At 68.7% G+C, this 18,008-nt stretch carries 13 protein-coding genes; 9 read left to right on the forward strand and 4 right to left on the reverse strand.

What is annotated here, in order from left to right; all coding sequences use genetic code 11:
- Positions 1-21: 21 nt before the first annotated feature.
- Positions 22-447, reverse strand: a complete 426-nt coding sequence (locus tag ACJQWM_RS00960) for a DNA polymerase III subunit chi (RefSeq protein WP_332705409.1) — start codon at positions 445-447, stop codon at positions 22-24.
- Between the two features lie 139 nt (positions 448-586).
- Entirely contained in the window at positions 587-2,080 is a 1,494-nt protein-coding gene (locus ACJQWM_RS00965; protein ID WP_332705407.1) for a leucyl aminopeptidase, read from the reverse strand.
- 243 nt (positions 2,081-2,323) lie between these two features.
- On the opposite strand from ACJQWM_RS00965, the gene lptF reads away from it, so the two are divergent.
- From lptF to ACJQWM_RS00980, 3 genes are all read left to right on the forward strand, one after another.
- Positions 2,324-3,421 (forward strand): LPS export ABC transporter permease LptF, encoded by a 1,098-nt coding sequence (gene lptF, locus ACJQWM_RS00970; RefSeq protein ID WP_332705404.1) that lies wholly within the window; start codon positions 2,324-2,326, stop codon positions 3,419-3,421.
- A 16-nt stretch (positions 3,422-3,437) separates the two neighbouring features.
- Positions 3,438-4,535 carry an LPS export ABC transporter permease LptG gene (gene lptG, locus ACJQWM_RS00975; protein ID WP_332705401.1) on the forward strand — a complete coding sequence of 366 codons (1,098 nt, stop codon included), beginning with the start codon at positions 3,438-3,440 and terminating at the stop codon, positions 4,533-4,535.
- 145 nt (positions 4,536-4,680) lie between these two features.
- Positions 4,681-5,019, forward strand: coding sequence for a hypothetical protein (locus ACJQWM_RS00980; RefSeq protein WP_332705398.1), 339 nt, complete (start codon positions 4,681-4,683; stop codon positions 5,017-5,019).
- A gap of 327 nt (positions 5,020-5,346) precedes the next feature.
- On the opposite strand, the gene ACJQWM_RS00985 is transcribed toward ACJQWM_RS00980, so the two are convergent.
- Positions 5,347-5,826, reverse strand: coding sequence for an RDD family protein (locus ACJQWM_RS00985; RefSeq protein WP_332705396.1), 480 nt, complete (start codon positions 5,824-5,826; stop codon positions 5,347-5,349).
- A 29-nt stretch (positions 5,827-5,855) separates the two neighbouring features.
- On the opposite strand from ACJQWM_RS00985, the gene xerD reads away from it, so the two are divergent.
- The 3 genes from xerD to purL all read left to right on the forward strand — a co-directional run bounded on the left by xerD (position 5,856) and on the right by purL (position 12,206).
- The gene (xerD, locus tag ACJQWM_RS00990) at positions 5,856-6,851 is read left to right on the forward strand and encodes a site-specific tyrosine recombinase XerD (RefSeq protein WP_332705393.1); all 996 of its coding nucleotides are present in this window, start codon (positions 5,856-5,858) and stop codon (positions 6,849-6,851) included.
- Between the two features lie 138 nt (positions 6,852-6,989).
- Positions 6,990-7,820: a DsbC family protein gene (locus ACJQWM_RS00995; RefSeq protein ID WP_332705390.1), complete on the forward strand. Its 831-nt coding sequence runs from the start codon at positions 6,990-6,992 to the stop codon at positions 7,818-7,820.
- Between the two features lie 162 nt (positions 7,821-7,982).
- Positions 7,983-12,206 (forward strand): phosphoribosylformylglycinamidine synthase, encoded by a 4,224-nt coding sequence (purL, locus tag ACJQWM_RS01000; RefSeq protein ID WP_332705387.1) that lies wholly within the window; start codon positions 7,983-7,985, stop codon positions 12,204-12,206.
- 190 nt (positions 12,207-12,396) lie between these two features.
- Here the strand turns inward: purL and ACJQWM_RS01005 are convergent, their stop codons facing one another.
- The gene (locus ACJQWM_RS01005; RefSeq protein WP_332705384.1) at positions 12,397-13,137 is read right to left on the reverse strand and encodes a hypothetical protein; all 741 of its coding nucleotides are present in this window, start codon (positions 13,135-13,137) and stop codon (positions 12,397-12,399) included.
- Between the two features lie 470 nt (positions 13,138-13,607).
- On the opposite strand from ACJQWM_RS01005, the gene ACJQWM_RS01010 reads away from it, so the two are divergent.
- The 3 genes from ACJQWM_RS01010 to xpsF all read left to right on the forward strand — a co-directional run bounded on the left by ACJQWM_RS01010 (position 13,608) and on the right by xpsF (position 17,972).
- Positions 13,608-14,723 (forward strand): hypothetical protein, encoded by a 1,116-nt coding sequence (locus ACJQWM_RS01010; RefSeq protein ID WP_332705381.1) that lies wholly within the window; start codon positions 13,608-13,610, stop codon positions 14,721-14,723.
- 198 nt (positions 14,724-14,921) lie between these two features.
- Positions 14,922-16,640 carry a type II secretion system ATPase GspE gene (gspE, locus tag ACJQWM_RS01015; protein WP_332705451.1) on the forward strand — a complete coding sequence of 573 codons (1,719 nt, stop codon included), beginning with the start codon at positions 14,922-14,924 and terminating at the stop codon, positions 16,638-16,640.
- A 114-nt stretch (positions 16,641-16,754) separates the two neighbouring features.
- Positions 16,755-17,972, forward strand: a complete 1,218-nt coding sequence (gene xpsF / locus ACJQWM_RS01020) for a type II secretion system protein XpsF (protein WP_332705378.1) — start codon at positions 16,755-16,757, stop codon at positions 17,970-17,972.
- Positions 17,973-18,008: the final 36 nt, after the last annotated feature.

An 18,008-nucleotide genomic window follows, 5' to 3' on the forward strand; every position in this document is an offset into this window, starting at 1 on the left:
GCGCGGGATGACGGCAAAAAACTACATGTCGTGCTTGTTGAGCTCGAACCCGCGCGACTTGTACTGCTTCCAGCGCTCACGCAGCGGCTCGCGTGCGGACTCGTCGGCCGGGACCACCTCGAGCACGCGCTCGAAGCCGCCCTGCACCGCCTCGTCGCGCAGGTTGATCACCAGCGGGCGCATCGGCGCGTCGCTGCCCGGCGCGGCGATCAGCACGTCGGCCTCGTCCTCCTCGATGTCGGCGCCGGCGATCTGGTGCGGGATGAACGCGTCCGGGTCGAACGACCACAGCAGGTCGTCGAGCCGCTCGGCCTGCGCGGCATCGCGCGCCAGCACCAGTGTGGGCAGGCCGGCCGCGTGCGACTTGCGGGCCAGCTCGCATACCAGCAGCAGCGGCTCCTCGCAAAAGCGCGGCTTGGCGATCAGGTAGAAGTCGGCGCGGGGCATGTCAGTCGCTCGCTGCGCTCGCTGTCAGGAGGAAAGTCGGCCGCAGGGCGGCCCGTCAGCGCAAGCAGAGGCGGCCGGCGTTTGCTGATTGCTGACAGACGGCGGAGCCGCCGACAGACCGCGCGCTCAGCGCGTGAGCTCACTGCGCCGCCCGATCGATCAGCCACTGCGACAGCAGGCCCACCGGGCGCCCGGTCGCCATGCCGCGCTTGCCCTCGTCGCTGGCGGTGCCGGCGATGTCGATGTGCGCCCAGCGCTGGCCATCGGTGAAGCGCGACAGGAAGCAGCCGGCGGTGATCGCGCCGGCCCAGCGGCCGCCGATGTTGCATACATCGGCATAGGTCGAGTCGAGCAGGGGCTGGTACTCGTCCCACAGCGGCAGCCGCCAGGCGCGGTCGAACGCGTGTTCACCGGCCTCCAGCAACTCCGCGGCCAGTTCGTCGTTCTTGCTCATCAGGCCGCTGGCGCACTTGCCCAGGGCGATCATGCAGGCGCCGGTCAGGGTGGCGACATCCAGCAGCGCGGCCGGCTGGAACTTCTGCGCCCAGGTCAGCGCATCGCACAGGATCAGGCGGCCCTCGGCGTCGGTATTGCCGACCTCGATGGTCTTGCCGGACATGCTGGTCAGCACGTCGGACGGGCGGTAGGCGTCGGCGTCGAGCATGTTCTCGACCGCCGGCACGATCACCACCAGGTTGATCGGCAGCTTCATGCCCACTGCCGACACGAAGGTGCCCATCACGGTGGCGGCGCCGCACATGTCGAACTTCATTTCCTCCACGCCGCCCTGCACTTTCAGGTTGACGCCGCCGGAGTCGAAGGTGATGCCCTTGCCGACCAGCACGTACGGCTTGGCATCGCCGCCGCCGTCGTACTTCAGCGCGATGAGCCGGGGCGCGTTGGCCGAGCCGCGGCCGACCGCGAGCAGCGCGCCCATCCCGAGCTTCTCCATCGCCGCCACGTCGAGCACCTCGCAGCTGGTGCTGTCGAAGCGGCCGGCGAACTCCTGCGCCTGCGCGGCCAGGTAGCCGGGGTTGCAGACGTTCGGCGGCAGGTTGCCCAGTTCGCGCGCGAACTTGACGCCCGCGGCGATCGCCTGGCCCTGCGCGAGCGCGGCGCGGCTGGCCTCGGCATCGCTGTCGCCGGCGATGCTCAGGCGACGCAGGCCGGGCTCGTCCTGCTTGCTCTTGTCGCCAAGCGTGGCGAGATAGCGGTAGCAGGCGTGGTCGGCAGCAATCGCGGCATGGCGGATCGCCCAATCGCCGTCACGGCCGGTCACCGGCACTTCGACCAGGGTGAACAGCGCATGCGCCACCGGGCCGAGCTTCAGGGCACGCGCGGCATCGGCCACGGCCTTGAGGTACTGCGGCGGGCCGAACTTGCCGGCCTCGCCCAGCCCGACCACCAGCACGCGTGGCGCAGTCACCCCGGCCAGGTCGTGCAGCAGGGTGGTCTTGCCACTCTTGCCGCTGACGTCGCCGCGCTGCAGCAGGGCTTTGACGCGCCCGTTGCTGGCGCTGTCGAGTGCGCTGGCGGCCGGCGTGAGCGTGTTGTCGGCGAACGCACCGACGACGACGCAATCGGCTTGGGCGGCGGCGGGGGCGTCGCGGTTCAGGTCGAATTCGAGGGCCATGCAACGGATTCCAGGCTGGAGTGAGGGGAGGACGGTGCGGGCATCAGGGCGCCACATTGTGCTAGCAGGCGCGCGGGAGGCGTAACCAGATACACGTGAATAACCAGATACACGTGAATCCGCCGAATGGCCGGGCGCTTGGGCCACAATGGCCGCCGGCCCGGTCACGTGCGGCCACGTTCCGCCGTCCAACGAGCCCCCGAGTCTAAAGCAAGCCCGTCCCATGCCGAAGCCCGATGCCCGATGCCCAAGCTTGACCGCTACCTGCTGAGCGAGTTCGCCCAGTCCACGTTCGCCACCCTGACGGTGCTGCTGATCGTCAGTGTCGGCGGCGCGTTCACCGACGTGCTCAGCAACATCGCCCGCGGCCGGGTGCCGGCCGGGATGATGCTGTCGCAGCTGGGCCTGGTGTTGCTGACCTGGCTGCCGCTGATCCTGCCGCTGGCGCTGATGCTGGGTTTGATGCTGGCGGTCGGGCGGCTCTACCGCGACTCGGAAATGCCGGTGATCGCCTCGATCGGTGTCGGCCCGCGACGCATGCTCAAGCCAGTGCTGCTGCTGGTGCTGCCGGTGGCGCTGGTGGTCGCGCTGTGCTCGCTGTGGCTGGGGCCGTGGTCGGAGCGCATGTCGCAGCAGCTGATCGCCGAGGCCAATCGCAACCTGATCGTGGCCGGGCTGGAGCCGGGCAGCTTCACCGAGATTCCCGGCGGCGGCGGGGTGGTGTTCGTCGGCTCGATGTCCAATGACGGCAGCCGTTTCAGCCGGGTGTTCGTGTATCGCCAGTCCGGCGACCGGATCGACATCACCACCTCCAACGACGGCGAGGTCACCCTCGGCGAGGACGGCCAGCGCTATCTGGTGCTCAACGACGGATTCGAGGTCGAAGGGCCGCTAGACGTCGGGGTCGAGGGCAAACTCGACTACCGCCTGATGCGCTACGAGAGCAACGAGGTGCTGATGCAGGCCGACGCACGCCGCTTCGATGAGAACGACCCGGAAGTGATGCCGACCAGCGCCCTGCTCGGCGATCCGCGGCCGGAGGCCAACGCGCAACTGCACGCCCGGCTCGCACCGCCGCTGCTGACCCTGGCGTTTGCGCTGATGGCCATTCCGCTGGCCCGCAGCACGCCGCGGCAGGCCCGCTACGGCCGGATGTTGATGGGCTTCCTGGGTTACCTGATCGGCGTGAACCTGATGCTGATGGGCGAGGGCTGGCTGGAAACCGGCCGGCTGGCCCCGGCGCTGGGCCTGTGGTGGCTGGTGCTGCCGCTGCTGGCACTCGGCGGCTGGCTGTACCTGAGCGACGGCCGGCTGGGCCGCGCGAAGAAGGTTGCCGCGTGATGCCGGGGTGCTCGCGATGAGGCCGGTCCTGAAGATCCACGACCTGTACGTCGGTCGCGTCGTGCTCGGCACGGTGCTGCTGACCTGGGCGGTGCTGCTTGGCCTGGATGTGATGCTGAGCCTGGTCAACGAGTTCGGCGATGTCGGCGAGGGCTACGGCGTGATCGAGGCAATGGCCTACATGGCCTACACCGTGCCGCGCCGCGCGCATGCGCTGTTCCCGTATGCCGCTGTGATCGGCTCGTTGATGGCCCTGGGCCAGCTGTCGGCGACCTCGGAGCTGACCGCGCTGCGCGCCATCGGGCTGTCACGGCGCCGGCTCAGCGTGACGGTGGCCGCGGCGGTCGCGGTGTTGACCCTGCTGATGACGGTCAGCGGCGAGACCGCGGGGCCGTGGGGCCAGCGCCAGGCCGAGGCGTTGAAGACGTCCTCGCGCTCGCAGGACATGATCGTGGCGCGCTATTCGGGGGTGTGGGCGCGCGAGGGCGACACCATCCTCAACGCCCAGGGCGGGCAGGAGCACGACGACGGCGAGGACCGCTGGCTGGAACTGCGCAACGTGCGCCTGTACGAGTTCGCCGACGACGGCCGCCTGCAGTCGTTGGCGCTAGCCAGGATCGCCGAGCACCGCCCCGGCGGCTGGCTGCTGCGCGATGTCACCCGGACCTATTTCGACGAGCGCTCGGTGAGCCAGACCCATGTCGAGGAGGAGCGCTGGGAGTCGCGCCTGGATGCCACCGCGCTGAGCGCAGACATCGACCGACCGCGGTATCTCTCGGCCAGCGAACTGCAGGCCGTGATCGACTACCGCCTGCGCAACCGGCTCGACGCCAGCGAGTTCCAGGAGCACTACTGGGGCCGCTGGTTCTATCCGCTCAACGTGCTGGCGCTGGTGCTGGCGGCGATCCCGTTCGCGTTCGGCATGTTGCGCAGCGGTGGCATGGGCAAGCGACTGTTCGTCGGCATCGTGTTCGCGTTGGGTTTCTGGTTGCTGCAGACGCAGTTCGTGCAGTTGGCGAGTGTCTACAAGTTCGACTACCGCATCGCCTATGCGTTGCCGACGCTGATCATGATCGCGGTGTCGGCGTTCCTGTTCAGGCAGCGCTCGGGCTGATCGCGGGTACGCCGCGGGGGGGCGGTGATCCGCGCTGAGCAGTCATTCCCGTGACGGCGGGAGCCATCCTGCCGTCCCCGTCCCCGTCCCCGTCCCCGTTGCCGTTGCCGTTGCAGTTGCAGTTGCGTTTGCAGTTGCAACGTCAATGAATCCGCGTCGTCTCTCCACAGACCCCGGAGCGGCGGCGGGCATGGATGCCTGCCGTTTTTCGACCGAGCCATGGATGGCGAGTCGAAAAATCCCCGCGCTACTCCACGCCCGCACGGGAGGTGTGTCGGGGAAGACCCTTTCTTTGGTTACTTTCTTTTGGTCAGAAAAGAAAGCGACCCGCCTTCAGGCGGAAGCTCTTGATCTTGATCTTGATCTTGATCTTGATCTTGAGCGCGCCGCGATCTTAAAAACATCCGCAGGCGGTAGACAGGCAAGGATCAAATGCTTTCGCCTGAAGGCGAGTCACTTTCTTTGCGAGGGCCAAAGAAAGTAACCAAAGAAAGGCCCTTCCCCGACACTTCAAACACCTCGCCGTGCGGGCGACGCGGGGATTTCCCGACTCGGCATCCTGCCTCGATCGGAAAACGGCGGCCATCCATGGCCGCCGCCCCTTCGGGGTCTGTGGAGAGGCGGCGTTGATTGATTTGCGTTGCACGGCAACTGCAACTGCAACTGCAACGGCAACGGCAACGGCAACGGCAACGGCAACGGCAACGGCAACGGCAACGGCAAAAGGCAAAAGGCAAAAGGCAAAAGGCGAAAGGCAAGGCCACAACCATAGCCACAGCAAGCCGGTGGCTGCTGCAACAGCCCAAGCGGATTAGTGGCCCCGCGCCTCGCGGCGCATGCGCGTGCCGCTTGCGCGGTCGTGCCAGGTCAGGCGGTCGCGGTCGAACCAGGCCCACCAGAAACCCGCTCCGGCCAACAACAACGACGCCGTCGCGACCGCATAGCGCAGCATCAGCGCGCGCCAGCCCGGGCGGCCGCCATCGGGTGCGGCCACGCGCAGGCGCCAGGCACGCATGCCCAGGGTCTGGCCGCCGCGGCGCCAGCTCAGTACCGCGTATGCGCCGGTGACCGACCACAGCGCGGCCAACTCCAGCCAGCCGGCCAGCGTATCGGCGCGGACCGGCTCGCCGCCGTGCAGTGCCACGCTCAGCACCCCGACCGTGAACCACAGGCCGAGGGCGGGGAACAGGTCGTACAGCAGCGCCAGCCAGCGCCAGCCGATCAGCGCGGCAGGAGGAAGAGGGGCGGTGGCCGGGGTGCCGGAGGGACGGTCGCGGTGGTCGGATGCCATCGCAAAAGGATAGTCGCTAAGCTGCGGCAATGAGCTCGCCTGTACTGGCCCAACCCCGATCCGCCCAGGCACTGCCCGCCAGGCCGCGCACGCCCGCCGATCGCCGGATGCGGGCGATGGCGTTGCCGGTACTGGCCGATGGCGATGCCCGGGTGATCGAGCAGTTCCTGGAGGCCATCTGGTCGGAAAACGGGCTCGCCCGGCAGACGCTGGACAGCTACCGGCGCGATCTGCAAGGCCTGGCGCGCTGGCGCCATGGCCGCGGGCTGGCCGACATCGACCGCGCCAGCGTATTCGACTACCTGGCCTGGCGCACCCGCGAAGGCTACTCGCCGCACAGCAGCGCGCGGCTGCTGTCGGCATTGCGCGCGTTCTTCGCCTGGCGCGTGCGTCGCGGCGACCGGCAGGACGATCCCACCGCCTTGCTCGTGCCGCCCAAGCTGCCGCGCTCGCTGCCCAAGGCGCTGGCCGAAAGCGAGATCGACGCACTGCTCGCCGCGCCCGATACCGAGTTGCCACTGGGTCTGCGCGATCGCGCGATGCTCGAGCTGATGTACGCCTGCGGACTGCGCGTGAGCGAGCTGGTCGGGCTGCCGGCGACCGCGGTCAACCTGCGCCAGGGCGTGCTGCGCGTGCTCGGCAAGGGCAGCAAGGAGCGCCTGGTTCCGCTGGGCGAGGAGGCGCAGCACTGGCTGGAGCGTTACCTGGCGCATTCGCGCCCGGCGCTGGCCGGCAAGCGCGCGCTGGCGCCGCTGTTTCTCGGCGCCGGTGGCCAGCCGCTGAGCCGGCAGCAGTTCTGGGCGCTGGTAAAGCGCTACGCCGGCGCGGCCGGTATCGACGCGGCGAAGATCAGCCCACACGGTCTGCGCCACAGCTTCGCCACCCACCTGCTGAACCACGGCGCCGACCTGCGTGCGCTTCAGATGCTGCTCGGCCACAGCTCGCTGTCGACCACGCAGATCTACACCCTGGTCGCGCGCGAGCAGCTCAAGCAATTGCACGCCCGGCACCACCCGCGTGGATGAACAGGCAGTAGTGCCGTGCGCGCAGGAGCCGATCACAGCTGGGCGCCGGCGCGTCAGCTGCGCTCAAGGTGCTGCATGCCACAATCTTTGCTTGGACGCTAATGTCCGCCCGCCGCCTTCCTGCAAGGACCGCCACCGATGAAACGCATCTTCCTCGCCATGCTTGGCGCGATCAGCCTGTCCGCCTGCGCCCAGGCACCCGATCCGGGCGCTGCCACCGAGGCCGCACCGGCCGCCAGTGCGCCGGCGCCGACCGCCATGGAGGCGCCGGAGGCCGGCACGCCGGAAGCGCGCGCGATCGAGGCGCTACGCTCGCTCAACCCCAACGTTGCCCCCGAGCACGTCGGCGCCGCGCCGATCCCGGGCTTCCGCGAAGCCATCGTCGCCGGCCAGGTGGTCTACGTCAGCGACGATGGCCGCTACCTGTTCGTGCCAGGCAGCGGCGGCGCGCTGTTTGATGCCACCGCCCGCAAGAACCTGAGTGAAGCCGCGCTCTCAAGTGCGCGCAAGGAGCTGCTGGCGACGATCCCCGACAGCGAACGCATCGTGTTTGCGCCGGCCAACCCGGTGCACACCGTCACCGTGTTCACCGACGTGGAATGCGGCTACTGCCGCAAACTGCACGAGGAGATCGAGGACTACAACGCGCAGGGCATCGCGGTTGAGTACCTGGCGTTTCCGCGCATGGGCCTGGGCAGCGAGGACTACGACAAGATGGTCGCGGTCTGGTGCGCCGCGGACCGACGCCAGGCGCTAACCGACGCCAAGGCCGAGCGCGCGGTGCCGAGCCGCGAGTGCACCAACACCGTCAACATGCAGTACGACATCGGCCGGCGGGTCGGCCTGACCGGCACGCCAATGATTTTGGCTGAGGACGGCACCCAGCTCGGCGGCTACGTGCCGCCGGCGGCGCTGCGCGCGGCGCTGGACAAGCTCGATGCCGATGCGGCGCCGGCCGGCGGTGCCTGAGCCCGGCGATGCGGCAGCACTTGCAGGAGCGGCTTCAGCCGCGATGGATGGTCCGGGCCGACGCAACATTCCGGAAGGCATCGCGGCTGAAGCCGCTCCTACAGGCGGGTGCCGGGCTGCTTCGCTACAATCTGCGGCCCGACGTAGCACGGTTCCCCGGACATGATCGTCCTCGAGGGCGCTTCCGCCCTGTCGCCGTTCCGACGTGAACGGCTCCAAGCCCGCCTGCAAGCCCTCCACCCGACCGTCCGCCTGCTCGGTGCATGGCATGTCTACTGGGTCGAACCTGACGCGGTCGCGGCGACCGATGCGCTGGCGATCGATACCGATGCCTTGTGCCGGATCCTGCAGGCGGGTGCGGCACCGGCCGAGCGCGCCGACGGCGCGGTGTCGCGCTACGTCAGCCCGCGCCTGGGCACGTTGTCGCCCTGGGCGAGCAAGGCCACCGAACTGCTGCACGGGGCCGGCCTGCCGGTGAAACGGGTCGAGCGGGGCACCCGCTTCGATTTGGCTGGGTGGCCCGACGATCCCGTCGTCGCAGCCGCGCTCGCGCGGGCGCTGCATGACCCGATGACCCAGTCGCTGCTGGACACCCGCGACGCCGCCGCGGCGCTGTTTGCCGAACCGGCGCGCGGGCAGCTCGAGCGCGTGCCGCTGGCCGAGCTGGAAGCGGCCAACGCGCGGCTCGGGCTGGCGCTGGCCGAGGACGAGATCACCTATCTGCGCGAGCGTTACGGCGCGCTGGACCGGCAGCCCTCGGACGTCGAACTGATGATGTTCGCGCAGGCCAATTCCGAGCATTGCCGGCACAAGATCTTCAACGCGTCCTGGACCATCGACGGGCGCGAGCAGCAGTTGAACGGCGGGCCGAGCTCGCTGTTCAAGATGATCAAGCACACCCACGCGCAGACCCCCGCGCATACGCTGTCGGCGTACAGCGACAACGCCGCGGTGGTCGCCGGCTATTCGAGCCAGCGCTTCCGCCCGGATCCGCGGACCGGCGGCTACCGCGCCGAGGCGACGGTGGAGTCGGCGTTCTGCATCAAAGTCGAAACCCACAACCACCCGACCGCGATCGCCCCGTTCCCGGGTGCCAGCACCGGCGCCGGCGGCGAGATCCGCGACGAGGGCGCGACCGGTCGCGGCGGCAAGCCCAAGGCCGGCCTGAGCGGGTTTTCGGTGTCGCACCTGCGTATCCCGGAGCTGCCGCAGCCGTGGGAGCAGAGGCCGGGGCAGCCCGGCCGCACGCTCAATCCGCGCATGGCGCCGGCGCTGGAGATCATGCTCGACGGGCCGATCGGCGCGGCCGCGTTCAACAACGAGTTTGGCCGGCCCAACCTGACCGGCTATTTCCGCAGTTTCGAACTGAGCGAAGGCAGCGCTGACGGGGTCGAGCTCACGCGTGCCTACGACAAGCCGATCATGCTGGCCGGCGGGCTCGGCGCCATCGACCGGATCCAGGTCGAGAAGCTCGGGCTGAAGCCGGGCCATGCGGTGATCGTGCTCGGCGGGCCGGCGATGCTGATCGGCCTGGGCGGCGGCGCGGCCAGTTCGGTCGCTTCCGGCGACAGCGCCGAGGCGCTCGACTTCGCCAGCGTGCAACGCGACAACCCGGAGATGGAGCGACGCTGCCAGGAAGTGATCGACCGCTGCGTCGCGCTGGGCGCCGAAAACCCGATCGCGAGCGCACACGACGTCGGTGCCGGCGGCCTGTCCAACGCAATTCCGGAGCTGCTGCACGACTCGCGCCTGGGTGGCGTGATCGACCTCAGCAAGGTGCCGAGTGACGATCCCTCGTTGTCACCGATGCAACTGTGGTGCAACGAGTCGCAGGAGCGTTATGTGCTCGGCCTGCCGGCCGACCGCGTGGCGGAGTTTGCGCAAATCTGCGCGCGCGAGCGCTGCCCATTCGCGGTGGTCGGCTACGCGACCGCCGAGGAGCGGTTGGTGGTGGGGTATGGCGCCACCATCGAGAACGTCTACGGCGAAGCCGCAGCCGACTCCCTTCTCCCGCGTGCGGGAGACAAATCGGCAGGGATTGCCGATTTGGACGGCGAAGCCGCCCGGAGGGTGAGCCACATGGATGTGGCGAATCCACGTGCCTGCAGGGCGGATGAGGGCGCGCTCGAATCGAGCCACGACGCGACCGGCCACCCTGCGCGCCCTCACCCGAACCCTCTTCCGCAGGCGGGAGAGGGGGCTAACGGCGAGTCCCGGCTGCACCCCATCGATCTCCCCATGGACCTGCTGTTCGGCAAGGCCCCGAAGATGCAGCGCAACACCCGCCGCCCCGGCGATGCGCCCTGGCCGGCGCTGGACTGGAGCGGGCTGGACCTGCACGACGCGGCGTTGCGCGTGCTGGCGCATCCGACGGTGGCGTGCAAGCAGTTCCTGGTCACCATCGGCGACCGCAGCGTCGGCGGGCTGACCGCGCGCGACCAGATGATCGGCCCGTGGCAGCTGCCGCTGGCCGATTGCGCGATCACCCTGGCGGGGTTCGAGGGCTACGCCGGCGAGGCGATGGCGATCGGCGAGCGCGCCCCGCTGGCGCTGCTGGACACCGCCGCGGCCGCGCGCATGGCATTGGGCGAGGCGATCACCAACCTGTGCGCGGCGCCGGTCGAGTCGCTGGAGCGGATCAAGCTGTCGGCCAACTGGATGGCCGCCGCTTCGCACGATGGCGAAGACGCGCTGCTGTACGACGCGGTCCGGGCGGTCGGGCTGGAGCTGTGCCCGCAGATCGACCTCAGCATTCCGGTCGGCAAGGACTCGCTGTCGATGCAGGCGCAATGGCGTGCCGAAGGCCGCGAGCACAAGTCGGTCTCGCCGGTCTCGCTGGTGGTCACTGCGTTCGCGCCGGTGCTCGACGTGCGCCAGCAGCTCACCCCGCTGCTGTCACGCGAGGACGATTCGGAACTGTGGCTGATCGGCCTGGGCGCCGGCAAGCAGCGGCTCGGCGGCTCGGTGCTGGCGCAGTGCCATCCCGAGGCCGGCCTGGCCGCGCCGGCCGACGGCGCGCTGCCTGCGTTCGCCGGTCCGCCGTCCGAGGATGGGCGCCGCAACGCTGGCGTGCCCGATCTGGACCACCCCGAGCGCCTGCGCGACTTCTTCGAGCTGATCCGCGATGCGCGAGAGGCCGGCCTGCTGCGGGCTTACCACGACCGCTCCGACGGCGGCGCGTTTGCCGCGCTGTGCGAGATGGCGTTCTGCTCGCGCCTGGGCCTGGAGATCATGCTCGACGGCTGGGGCCTGGATCCGTTCCGCACCCTGTTCAACGAGGAGCTCGGTGCGGTCGTGCAGATCGCCGGCGAGGACCGCGCGGCATTCGCCGACTTGGTCGCGCGGTACGGGCTGATCGACTGCGCGCAGCGCATCGCCCGCCCGACCACCGCGCCGGTGATCCGCGTGCGCGAGGACGGCGAGAGCCTGGCCGAATGGCGCTGGGAGGAGTTGTTCGATGCGTGGTGGTCGACCAGCCATGCGATGCAGAGGCTGCGCGACAACCCCGACTGCGCCGACGAGGAGCGTGCGGCCGCGCGTGACTTCAACGCGCCGGGAATCAAGCCCACGCTGGTGTTCGATCCAACCGAAGACGTTACCGGCCCGTACCTCAACACCGGCGCCCGGCCGAAGGTCGCGATCCTGCGCGAGCAGGGCGTCAACGGCCAGATCGAGATGGCCTGGGGCTTCGATCGTGCCGGCTTCGAGGCCATCGACGTGCACATGAGCGATCTGATCGCCGGCCGCATCGGTCTGGAAGGTTTCAAGGGCATCGCCGCCTGCGGCGGTTTCAGTTACGGCGACGTGCTCGGTGCCGGCCGTGGCTGGGCGACCTCGATCCTGGAGCGTCCCGCGCTGCGCGAGATGTTCGCCGCGTTCTTCGCGCGCGAGGATGCCTTCGCGCTCGGTGTCTGCAACGGCTGCCAGATGCTCAGCCAACTCAAGCCTATCATCCCCGGCGCCGCGCACTGGCCACGGTTCCTGCGCAACCGCAGCGAACAGTTCGAGGCGCGCCTGGGCCTGGTCGAGGTGGTGGAGTCGCCGTCGCTGTTTCTGCGCGGCATGGCGGGCTCGCGGATCCCGGTGGCGGTGTCGCACGGCGAAGGCCGCGCCGAGTTCTCCGGCACCCTGGACCGACCCGCCGCCCGCGTCTCGCTGCGCCATGTCGAGTCCGACGGCAGCATCGCCACGCGCTACCCGGCCAACCCCAACGGCTCGACCGACGGCATCGCCGGACTGACCAGCGACGAGGGCCGCGTCACCATCCTGATGCCGCACCCCGAACGCACCCTGCGCACCGCGAACCTGAGCTGGGCGCCGCGCGAATGGGGCGAGGATTCGCCGTGGCTGCGGATGTTCCGCAACGCCCGGGTGTGGGTGGGCTGAACACAGATACGTAGTGTGTGCACGAACGCGCGTTTTTGTAGGAGCGGGCCATGCCCGCGACCGCCAGCCGGAGCTACGCGGTCGCGCCCGTGCCTTTACAAGCATGGGCCGCTCCTACAGGGGCGGCTGGGTGCGTAGAGCCGATTTGCCCGGCTGCTTTCGCAGCGACCGGGCGGCGCATCGACGTGGATCAGTCACACGGCGGCGCGCTGCGGTAGGCCCTCATGTAGGTCCTGATCAGCGCGCTCAAACGGGCTGGGGGCTGGTCGACTTCGCAGATCCGCTGGCACAGGTTCAGCTGCCGGCCGCTGAAGCCCTCCTGCGCGCACGAGACGAACAGATCCTGGTTGATCGACAGCGTCCAGCCGCCAGCTAGCACGCCGCCGTCGCCGGGGCCTTTGTCGGCCACGTACAACTTCCACACGCCGTTCTGCGCGTCGGCATCGCCGTTGAGCGAGCCCAGTTTCTGATTGGGCGTGTCCGCCGGGGCCACGCCGGGAAAGTCGTAGTTGTCCTCGATCCAGTCGGTCGGCCGGTAGGTCCCGGACGTGATCTCGCTGCGCGGAGGGACGTTGGCGTGGGAGGCATCGCTCAAGGTGAGCGTCACCGGATCGATCCGGACCCCGGCACCGACGTCGGACATCAGGCGGATCTGCTGACCGCCTGGCGCGAGCAGCATCACTTCCAGGTCATCGGGGTAGGTGTGCGTCAGGCTGTTGAGGGTGACGGTGACCGAGGTGATGTTGCCGCGCAGGTCGTTCACGGTGATCGGCGAGGGATACAGCGAGCCGGTGCCCTGCTCGGGAACTTCGATGGCGTCCGGGTTGCTGGCATTGGTGGTGAGCTCTATGGCACCGGCGGCGGAGATGGCGGCGGCCGTGCACGCCAGGGTGAGCCAAGTGGCTGCGGCCCGTGATAGGCGGGTTCTCATGGGCACTTCTCCGATTGGGGGGAACAGCATTGGGCGAGATGCGTGAGGGATCAGCGACGGCTCGCGCGCGGATCGCACGACGCCGAGCCCGAACCGACCCTGCGCATCGCCAACCTGAGCTGGGCACCACGCGAACGGGCGAGGATTCGCTGTGGCTGCGTATGTTCCGCAACGCCCGGGTGTGGATGGGGTGATCCCCCGGTCTGACCGGGCGTCCGCGGGTGCGGGCTGCTCCGGTCATCGCCACGGACGGATTCGCCGGTCCGGCCCTGCCGGCCGCGCCATGCAGCCGGTAGACGGCGCGTACCGCCCGACGGACGGCGCTACAGCACGGCCTGTTCATGTCGGCCGTCACGTTTAATGCGTGAACTGCATCACAAAGCAGTGGATCGCGGACGTCGCCCCAGTCCGGCGCCCGCACCTTGCGACGAGGTCGTCAGGATTCGATGGGCTGGCTACAGGGGACTTCCATGAATCGACCGACCACTCGCCGCAAGGCGCGCGGGCTGCTGCGCAGCCTGCTTTTCATCGCCTCGTTGGCCACCGCCACGGCCGCCTGGGCCGGCAAGGATCACCTCGAGGTCAGCGTCTCCGACATCTTGCCCCAGCACGTGTCGCTGACCAGCCAGTCGGCCCCATTGGCCGAAGGGGACTTCAGTTCCGATGCCAGTATCGTGCTGCGCTACGACTACGTCGCCCATGCGTTTCCCGACGGGACGGCCGATTTCGGCAGCTTCGCGCTGGGCCAGCGCCTGGTCGACAACAGTGCCGAACCGGGCAACGACAGCAACTATCCGGTGACGGTGACAGCCGGCCAGAACGGCACCGGCCAGCACCTGCGCGTGGAGGTGACGCCGGGCAACCAGCAGCGCAACGGCCCGGGCGACTTCGATCCGGCCAGCGTCGCCATCACCACCCACTGCTCGGCCGCCAACCCGTGCCCGACCGACGACGGCTCGGAGATCGAGGCCAACCTGCAGTTCTCGCAAGGCTCGGAGGTCAACACCAGCGTCAAGATCAAGGTGGTGGTGAAGCTGGTGCACCCGACCGAATGCGTGCGCTTCTACAACTTCCTGACCGACCAGGACATGACCACCGTGGTCGATTCCACCGAGGTCGGGGTTATCAAGAACGGCAGGAACGCCGGCAAGGTCACCGCGACCAACCCGTTCGGGCAGTTCTCCGACAACGTGCTGGTGGTCAACACCTGTGCGACCGAGCAGAACTTCGACCTCGACATCAACCTGGACCCGGCGTTCGCTACCAACCCCAATCCCACCGGCAACCCCGGCAATGCGGTGTTCACCTACCGCGGCGGCGTGAACGTCGATCCGGACACGTTCAACATCGACGAGTTCTCGATGGGCACCCCGCACGGGCAGCTGCTGTGCCTCAACAACGTGATTTTGGGCGGCAACGAGAGCTTCCTGGCCACGGTGCACATGGGCACCCGCCGCGACCTCCACGTCGATGATCTGCCCGCAGACGGGTTCCTGTTCACCGCCGCGATGCTGGAGCCGAACCTCGCGTGCGCAGGTGCGGAGCTGGCGATCCAGGCCGCCACGATGAGCTACACGATCAAGTAGGCCAACGGCTGTGATGATCGGAACACTCGGGCCCGGCATGCCGCTGCTGCGACATGCCGGGCCGGTTCTTGCGTGGTATCTCCTGCGCGACTGTCGCGTGTGAACGAAGCCGGGCCCGGCGCCTGACCGCATGACTCCGGCCCGACCGTTGTGCTGCTAAAGTCGACGACCTCTTGGGAAACAGGCATGAGCGTAGCGATGGCCGAGGCGCTGTATACCGGTGCAGCTGTGGGCGACAGTGTCGAGACCGGCATCGTCGATGCGCTGCTTGCCAAGGGCCGGCTCAAGGAGCCCGACCTGGTGCGCGCGCGGCGCCTGCAGGAGGAGACCGGCGGTAGCCTGCTGGGTCTGCTCGCGCGGCTCGGCCTGGTGTCGGAGCGCGATCACGCCGAGGCTGTCGCGGCGGTGCTCGACCTGCCGCTGGTCAGCGCCAAGGACGCGCCGGAAATGCCGCCCGAAGGAGTCGGGCTGACGGTCAAGTTCATGAAGCAGTTCCACGTCTGCCCGCGCCACGAGACCGACGCCGCGGTCGAGGTGCTGATGGCCGACCCGCAGGATGACTACACCACCGACGCGGTGCGGCTGGCCATGCAGCGGCCGGTGATCGTCAAGGTCGCGGTGCGCTCGGAAATCGACGACCTGATCGAGCGCTGGTATGGCCAGGGCCGCAGCGCCATGGGCGCGATCGTGGAGACCGCCGAGGGCGAGGGCAGCGATCTCGATGACGTCGAGCACCTGCGCGATCTCGCCTCCGAAGCGCCGGTAATCCGGCTGGTCAACCTGGTGATCCAGCGCGCAGTGGAGTTGCGCGCGTCCGACATCCATATCGAACCCTTCGAGAACCGGCTCAAGGTGCGCTACCGCGTCGACGGCGTGCTGACCGAGGGCGAAAGCCCGCCGGCCAACCTGACCGCGGCGGTGATCAGCCGGGTCAAGATCATGGCCAAGCTCAACATCGCCGAGCGCCGCCTGCCGCAGGACGGCCGCATCATGCTGCGCGTGCAGGGCCGCGAGCTCGACCTGCGCGTGAGCACGATGCCGACCGCGCACGGCGAGTCGGTGGTGATGCGCCTGCTCGACCGCGAGACGGTGGTGCTGGACTTCTACCGGCTCGGCTTCACCGACGAGTTCCTGCCGCAGTTCCAGAAGGTGCTCGAGCAGCCGCACGGCATCCTGCTGGTGACCGGGCCGACCGGCTCGGGCAAGACCACCACGCTGTACACCGCGCTGAGCAAGCTCAACACCGCCGACGTCAAGATCATCACGGTCGAGGATCCGGTCGAATACCAGATCGAGGGCATCAACCAAATCCAGGCCAAGCCGCAGATCGGGCTCGACTTTGCCCACGCGCTGCGCTCAATCGTGCGGCAGGACCCCGACATCATCATGATCGGCGAGATGCGCGACCTGGAGACCGCGCGCATCGCGATCCAGTCCGCGCTTACCGGCCACCTGGTGCTGTCGACGCTGCACACCAACAACGCCGCCGGCGGCATCACCCGCCTGCTGGACATGGGCGTGGAGGACTACCTGCTGACCTCCACGGTCAACGGCATCCTTGCCCAGCGACTGGTGCGCAGGCTCGAGCCAGTCCACGCCGAGAAGTACCCGGCCTCGCCGGAAGAGATCGAGAAGTTCGGCCTGCGCCGGTTCCAGCCCGAGGGCGAGATCTTCCTGTACCACCCGCGCACCTCGGTGATCGCGCCGACCGGATACCTGGGCCGCACCACGATCATGGAGTTCCTGGTCATGAACGACGAGCTGCGGCGCGCGGTGATGCGCCACGCCGGCATGGGCGAGCTGGAGCAGATCGCCCGCGGGGCCGGCATGCGCACGATGTACGAGGACGGCATCGTCAAGGCACTGGCCGGGGAGACCACGATCGAGGAAGTGCTGCGGGTGACGGAAGATGCTTGAGGCCGGGACCGGGGACCGGGGACCGGGGACCCGGGAAAAGCGGGTGCGCATCCCGGTTTTTGCTTTTGATTCTCCCGGGTCCCGGGTCCCGGGTCCCCGGTCCCGAGCCTCCTGATGCCCCTCTACACCTACAAGGCACTGAACTCGCGCGGCGAGATGCTCGACGGCCAGATGGAGGCCGCGACCGACGCCGAGGTGGTCGTGCGGCTGCAGGACCAGGGCCATCTTCCGGTCGAGGCCCGGCTGGCCAGCGAGGGCGGCGGCGCGGCGAGCTGGCGCAGCCTGTTCAAGGCCAAGCCGTTCGCCGGGGCGCGGCTGGTGCAGTTCACCCAGCAGCTGGCCATCCTGCTCGGTGCCGGCCAGCCGCTCGATCGCGCACTGACCATCCTGCTCGAACTGCCCGAGGACGAGGCGGCCAAGCGTACCGTCAGCGACGTGCGCGATGCGGTGCGCGGCGGCACGTCCTTGTCGGCGGCGCTGGAGCGCCAGCACGGCACGTTCTCGCGGCTGTACATCAACATGGTGCGGGCCGGCGAGGCCGGTGGCAGCCTGCATGAGACGCTCGCCCGATTGGCCGATTACCTGGAGCGTTCGCGCGCGCTACAGGGCCGTGTGCTTAATGCGCTGATCTACCCGGCGATCCTGCTGGTGATGGTCGGGCTGAGCTTGTTGTTCCTGCTCGGTTACGTGGTGCCGCAGTTCGCGCAGATGTACGAGAGCCTGGATGCGCCGCTGCCGCTGTTCACCCAGATCGTGCTGTGGATCGGGATATTCGTGCGCGACTGGTGGATCGTGGTGCTGGCGTTGCCGGTGCTGGCGCTGTGGTGGTTCGATCGCAAGCGACGCGATCCGGTGTTCCGCGAGGCGCTGGACCGCTGGTTGCTGAAGCGCAAGTTCGCCGGCAGCCTGATTGCCAAGGTCGAGACCGCACGGCTGGCGCGTACGCTCGGCACGCTGGTGCGCAACGGCGTGCCGCTGATGGCGGCGCTTGCGATCGGGCGCAACGTGCTGGGCAACCGCGTGCTGGCCGCGGACGTCGAGGTCGCGGCCGACGAAGTCAAGAACGGCGTGGCGTTGTCGACCGCGCTTGGCAAGGGCAAGCGCTTCCCGCGGCTCGCGCTGCAGATGATCCAGGTCGGCGAGGAGTCCGGCGCCATGGATGCGATGCTGCTGAAGACCGCCGATACCTTCGACCAGGAGACCTCCTCGGCGCTGGACCGCATGTTGGCGGCGTTGGTGCCGCTGGTGACGGTGGTACTGGCGGTGGTGGTCGGCCTGGTGGTGATGGCGATCCTGATGCCGATCTACGGCTTGACCGAAGTGATCGGCTAGGAAGCAGTAAGTAGTAGCAGGTAAGAGGTAAGAGGT

Origin of the sequence: Novilysobacter longmucuonensis (genome assembly GCF_046600735.1) — a bacterium.
Lineage (GTDB): Bacteria > Pseudomonadota > Gammaproteobacteria > Xanthomonadales > Xanthomonadaceae > Novilysobacter_A > Novilysobacter_A longmucuonensis.

Bases quoted from the DNA above. Each gene is read 5' to 3' on its own strand.
- ACJQWM_RS00960 (WP_332705409.1), bottom strand. From the start codon at position 447: ATGCCCCGCGCCGACTTCTACCTGATCGCCAAGCCGCGCTTTTGCGAG.
- ACJQWM_RS00965 (WP_332705407.1), bottom strand. From the start codon at position 2,080: ATGGCCCTCGAATTCGACCTGAACCGCGACGCCCCCGCCGCCGCCCAA.
- lptF (WP_332705404.1), top strand. From the start codon at position 2,324: ATGCCCAAGCTTGACCGCTACCTGCTGAGCGAGTTCGCCCAGTCCACG.
- lptG (WP_332705401.1), top strand. From the start codon at position 3,438: ATGAGGCCGGTCCTGAAGATCCACGACCTGTACGTCGGTCGCGTCGTG.
- ACJQWM_RS00980 (WP_332705398.1), top strand. From the start codon at position 4,681: ATGAATCCGCGTCGTCTCTCCACAGACCCCGGAGCGGCGGCGGGCATG.
- ACJQWM_RS00985 (WP_332705396.1), bottom strand. From the start codon at position 5,826: ATGGCATCCGACCACCGCGACCGTCCCTCCGGCACCCCGGCCACCGCC.
- xerD (WP_332705393.1), top strand. From the start codon at position 5,856: ATGAGCTCGCCTGTACTGGCCCAACCCCGATCCGCCCAGGCACTGCCC.
- ACJQWM_RS00995 (WP_332705390.1), top strand. From the start codon at position 6,990: ATGAAACGCATCTTCCTCGCCATGCTTGGCGCGATCAGCCTGTCCGCC.
- purL (WP_332705387.1), top strand. From the start codon at position 7,983: ATGATCGTCCTCGAGGGCGCTTCCGCCCTGTCGCCGTTCCGACGTGAA.
- ACJQWM_RS01005 (WP_332705384.1), bottom strand. From the start codon at position 13,137: ATGAGAACCCGCCTATCACGGGCCGCAGCCACTTGGCTCACCCTGGCG.
- ACJQWM_RS01010 (WP_332705381.1), top strand. From the start codon at position 13,608: ATGAATCGACCGACCACTCGCCGCAAGGCGCGCGGGCTGCTGCGCAGC.
- gspE (WP_332705451.1), top strand. From the start codon at position 14,922: ATGGCCGAGGCGCTGTATACCGGTGCAGCTGTGGGCGACAGTGTCGAG.
- xpsF (WP_332705378.1), top strand. From the start codon at position 16,755: ATGCCCCTCTACACCTACAAGGCACTGAACTCGCGCGGCGAGATGCTC.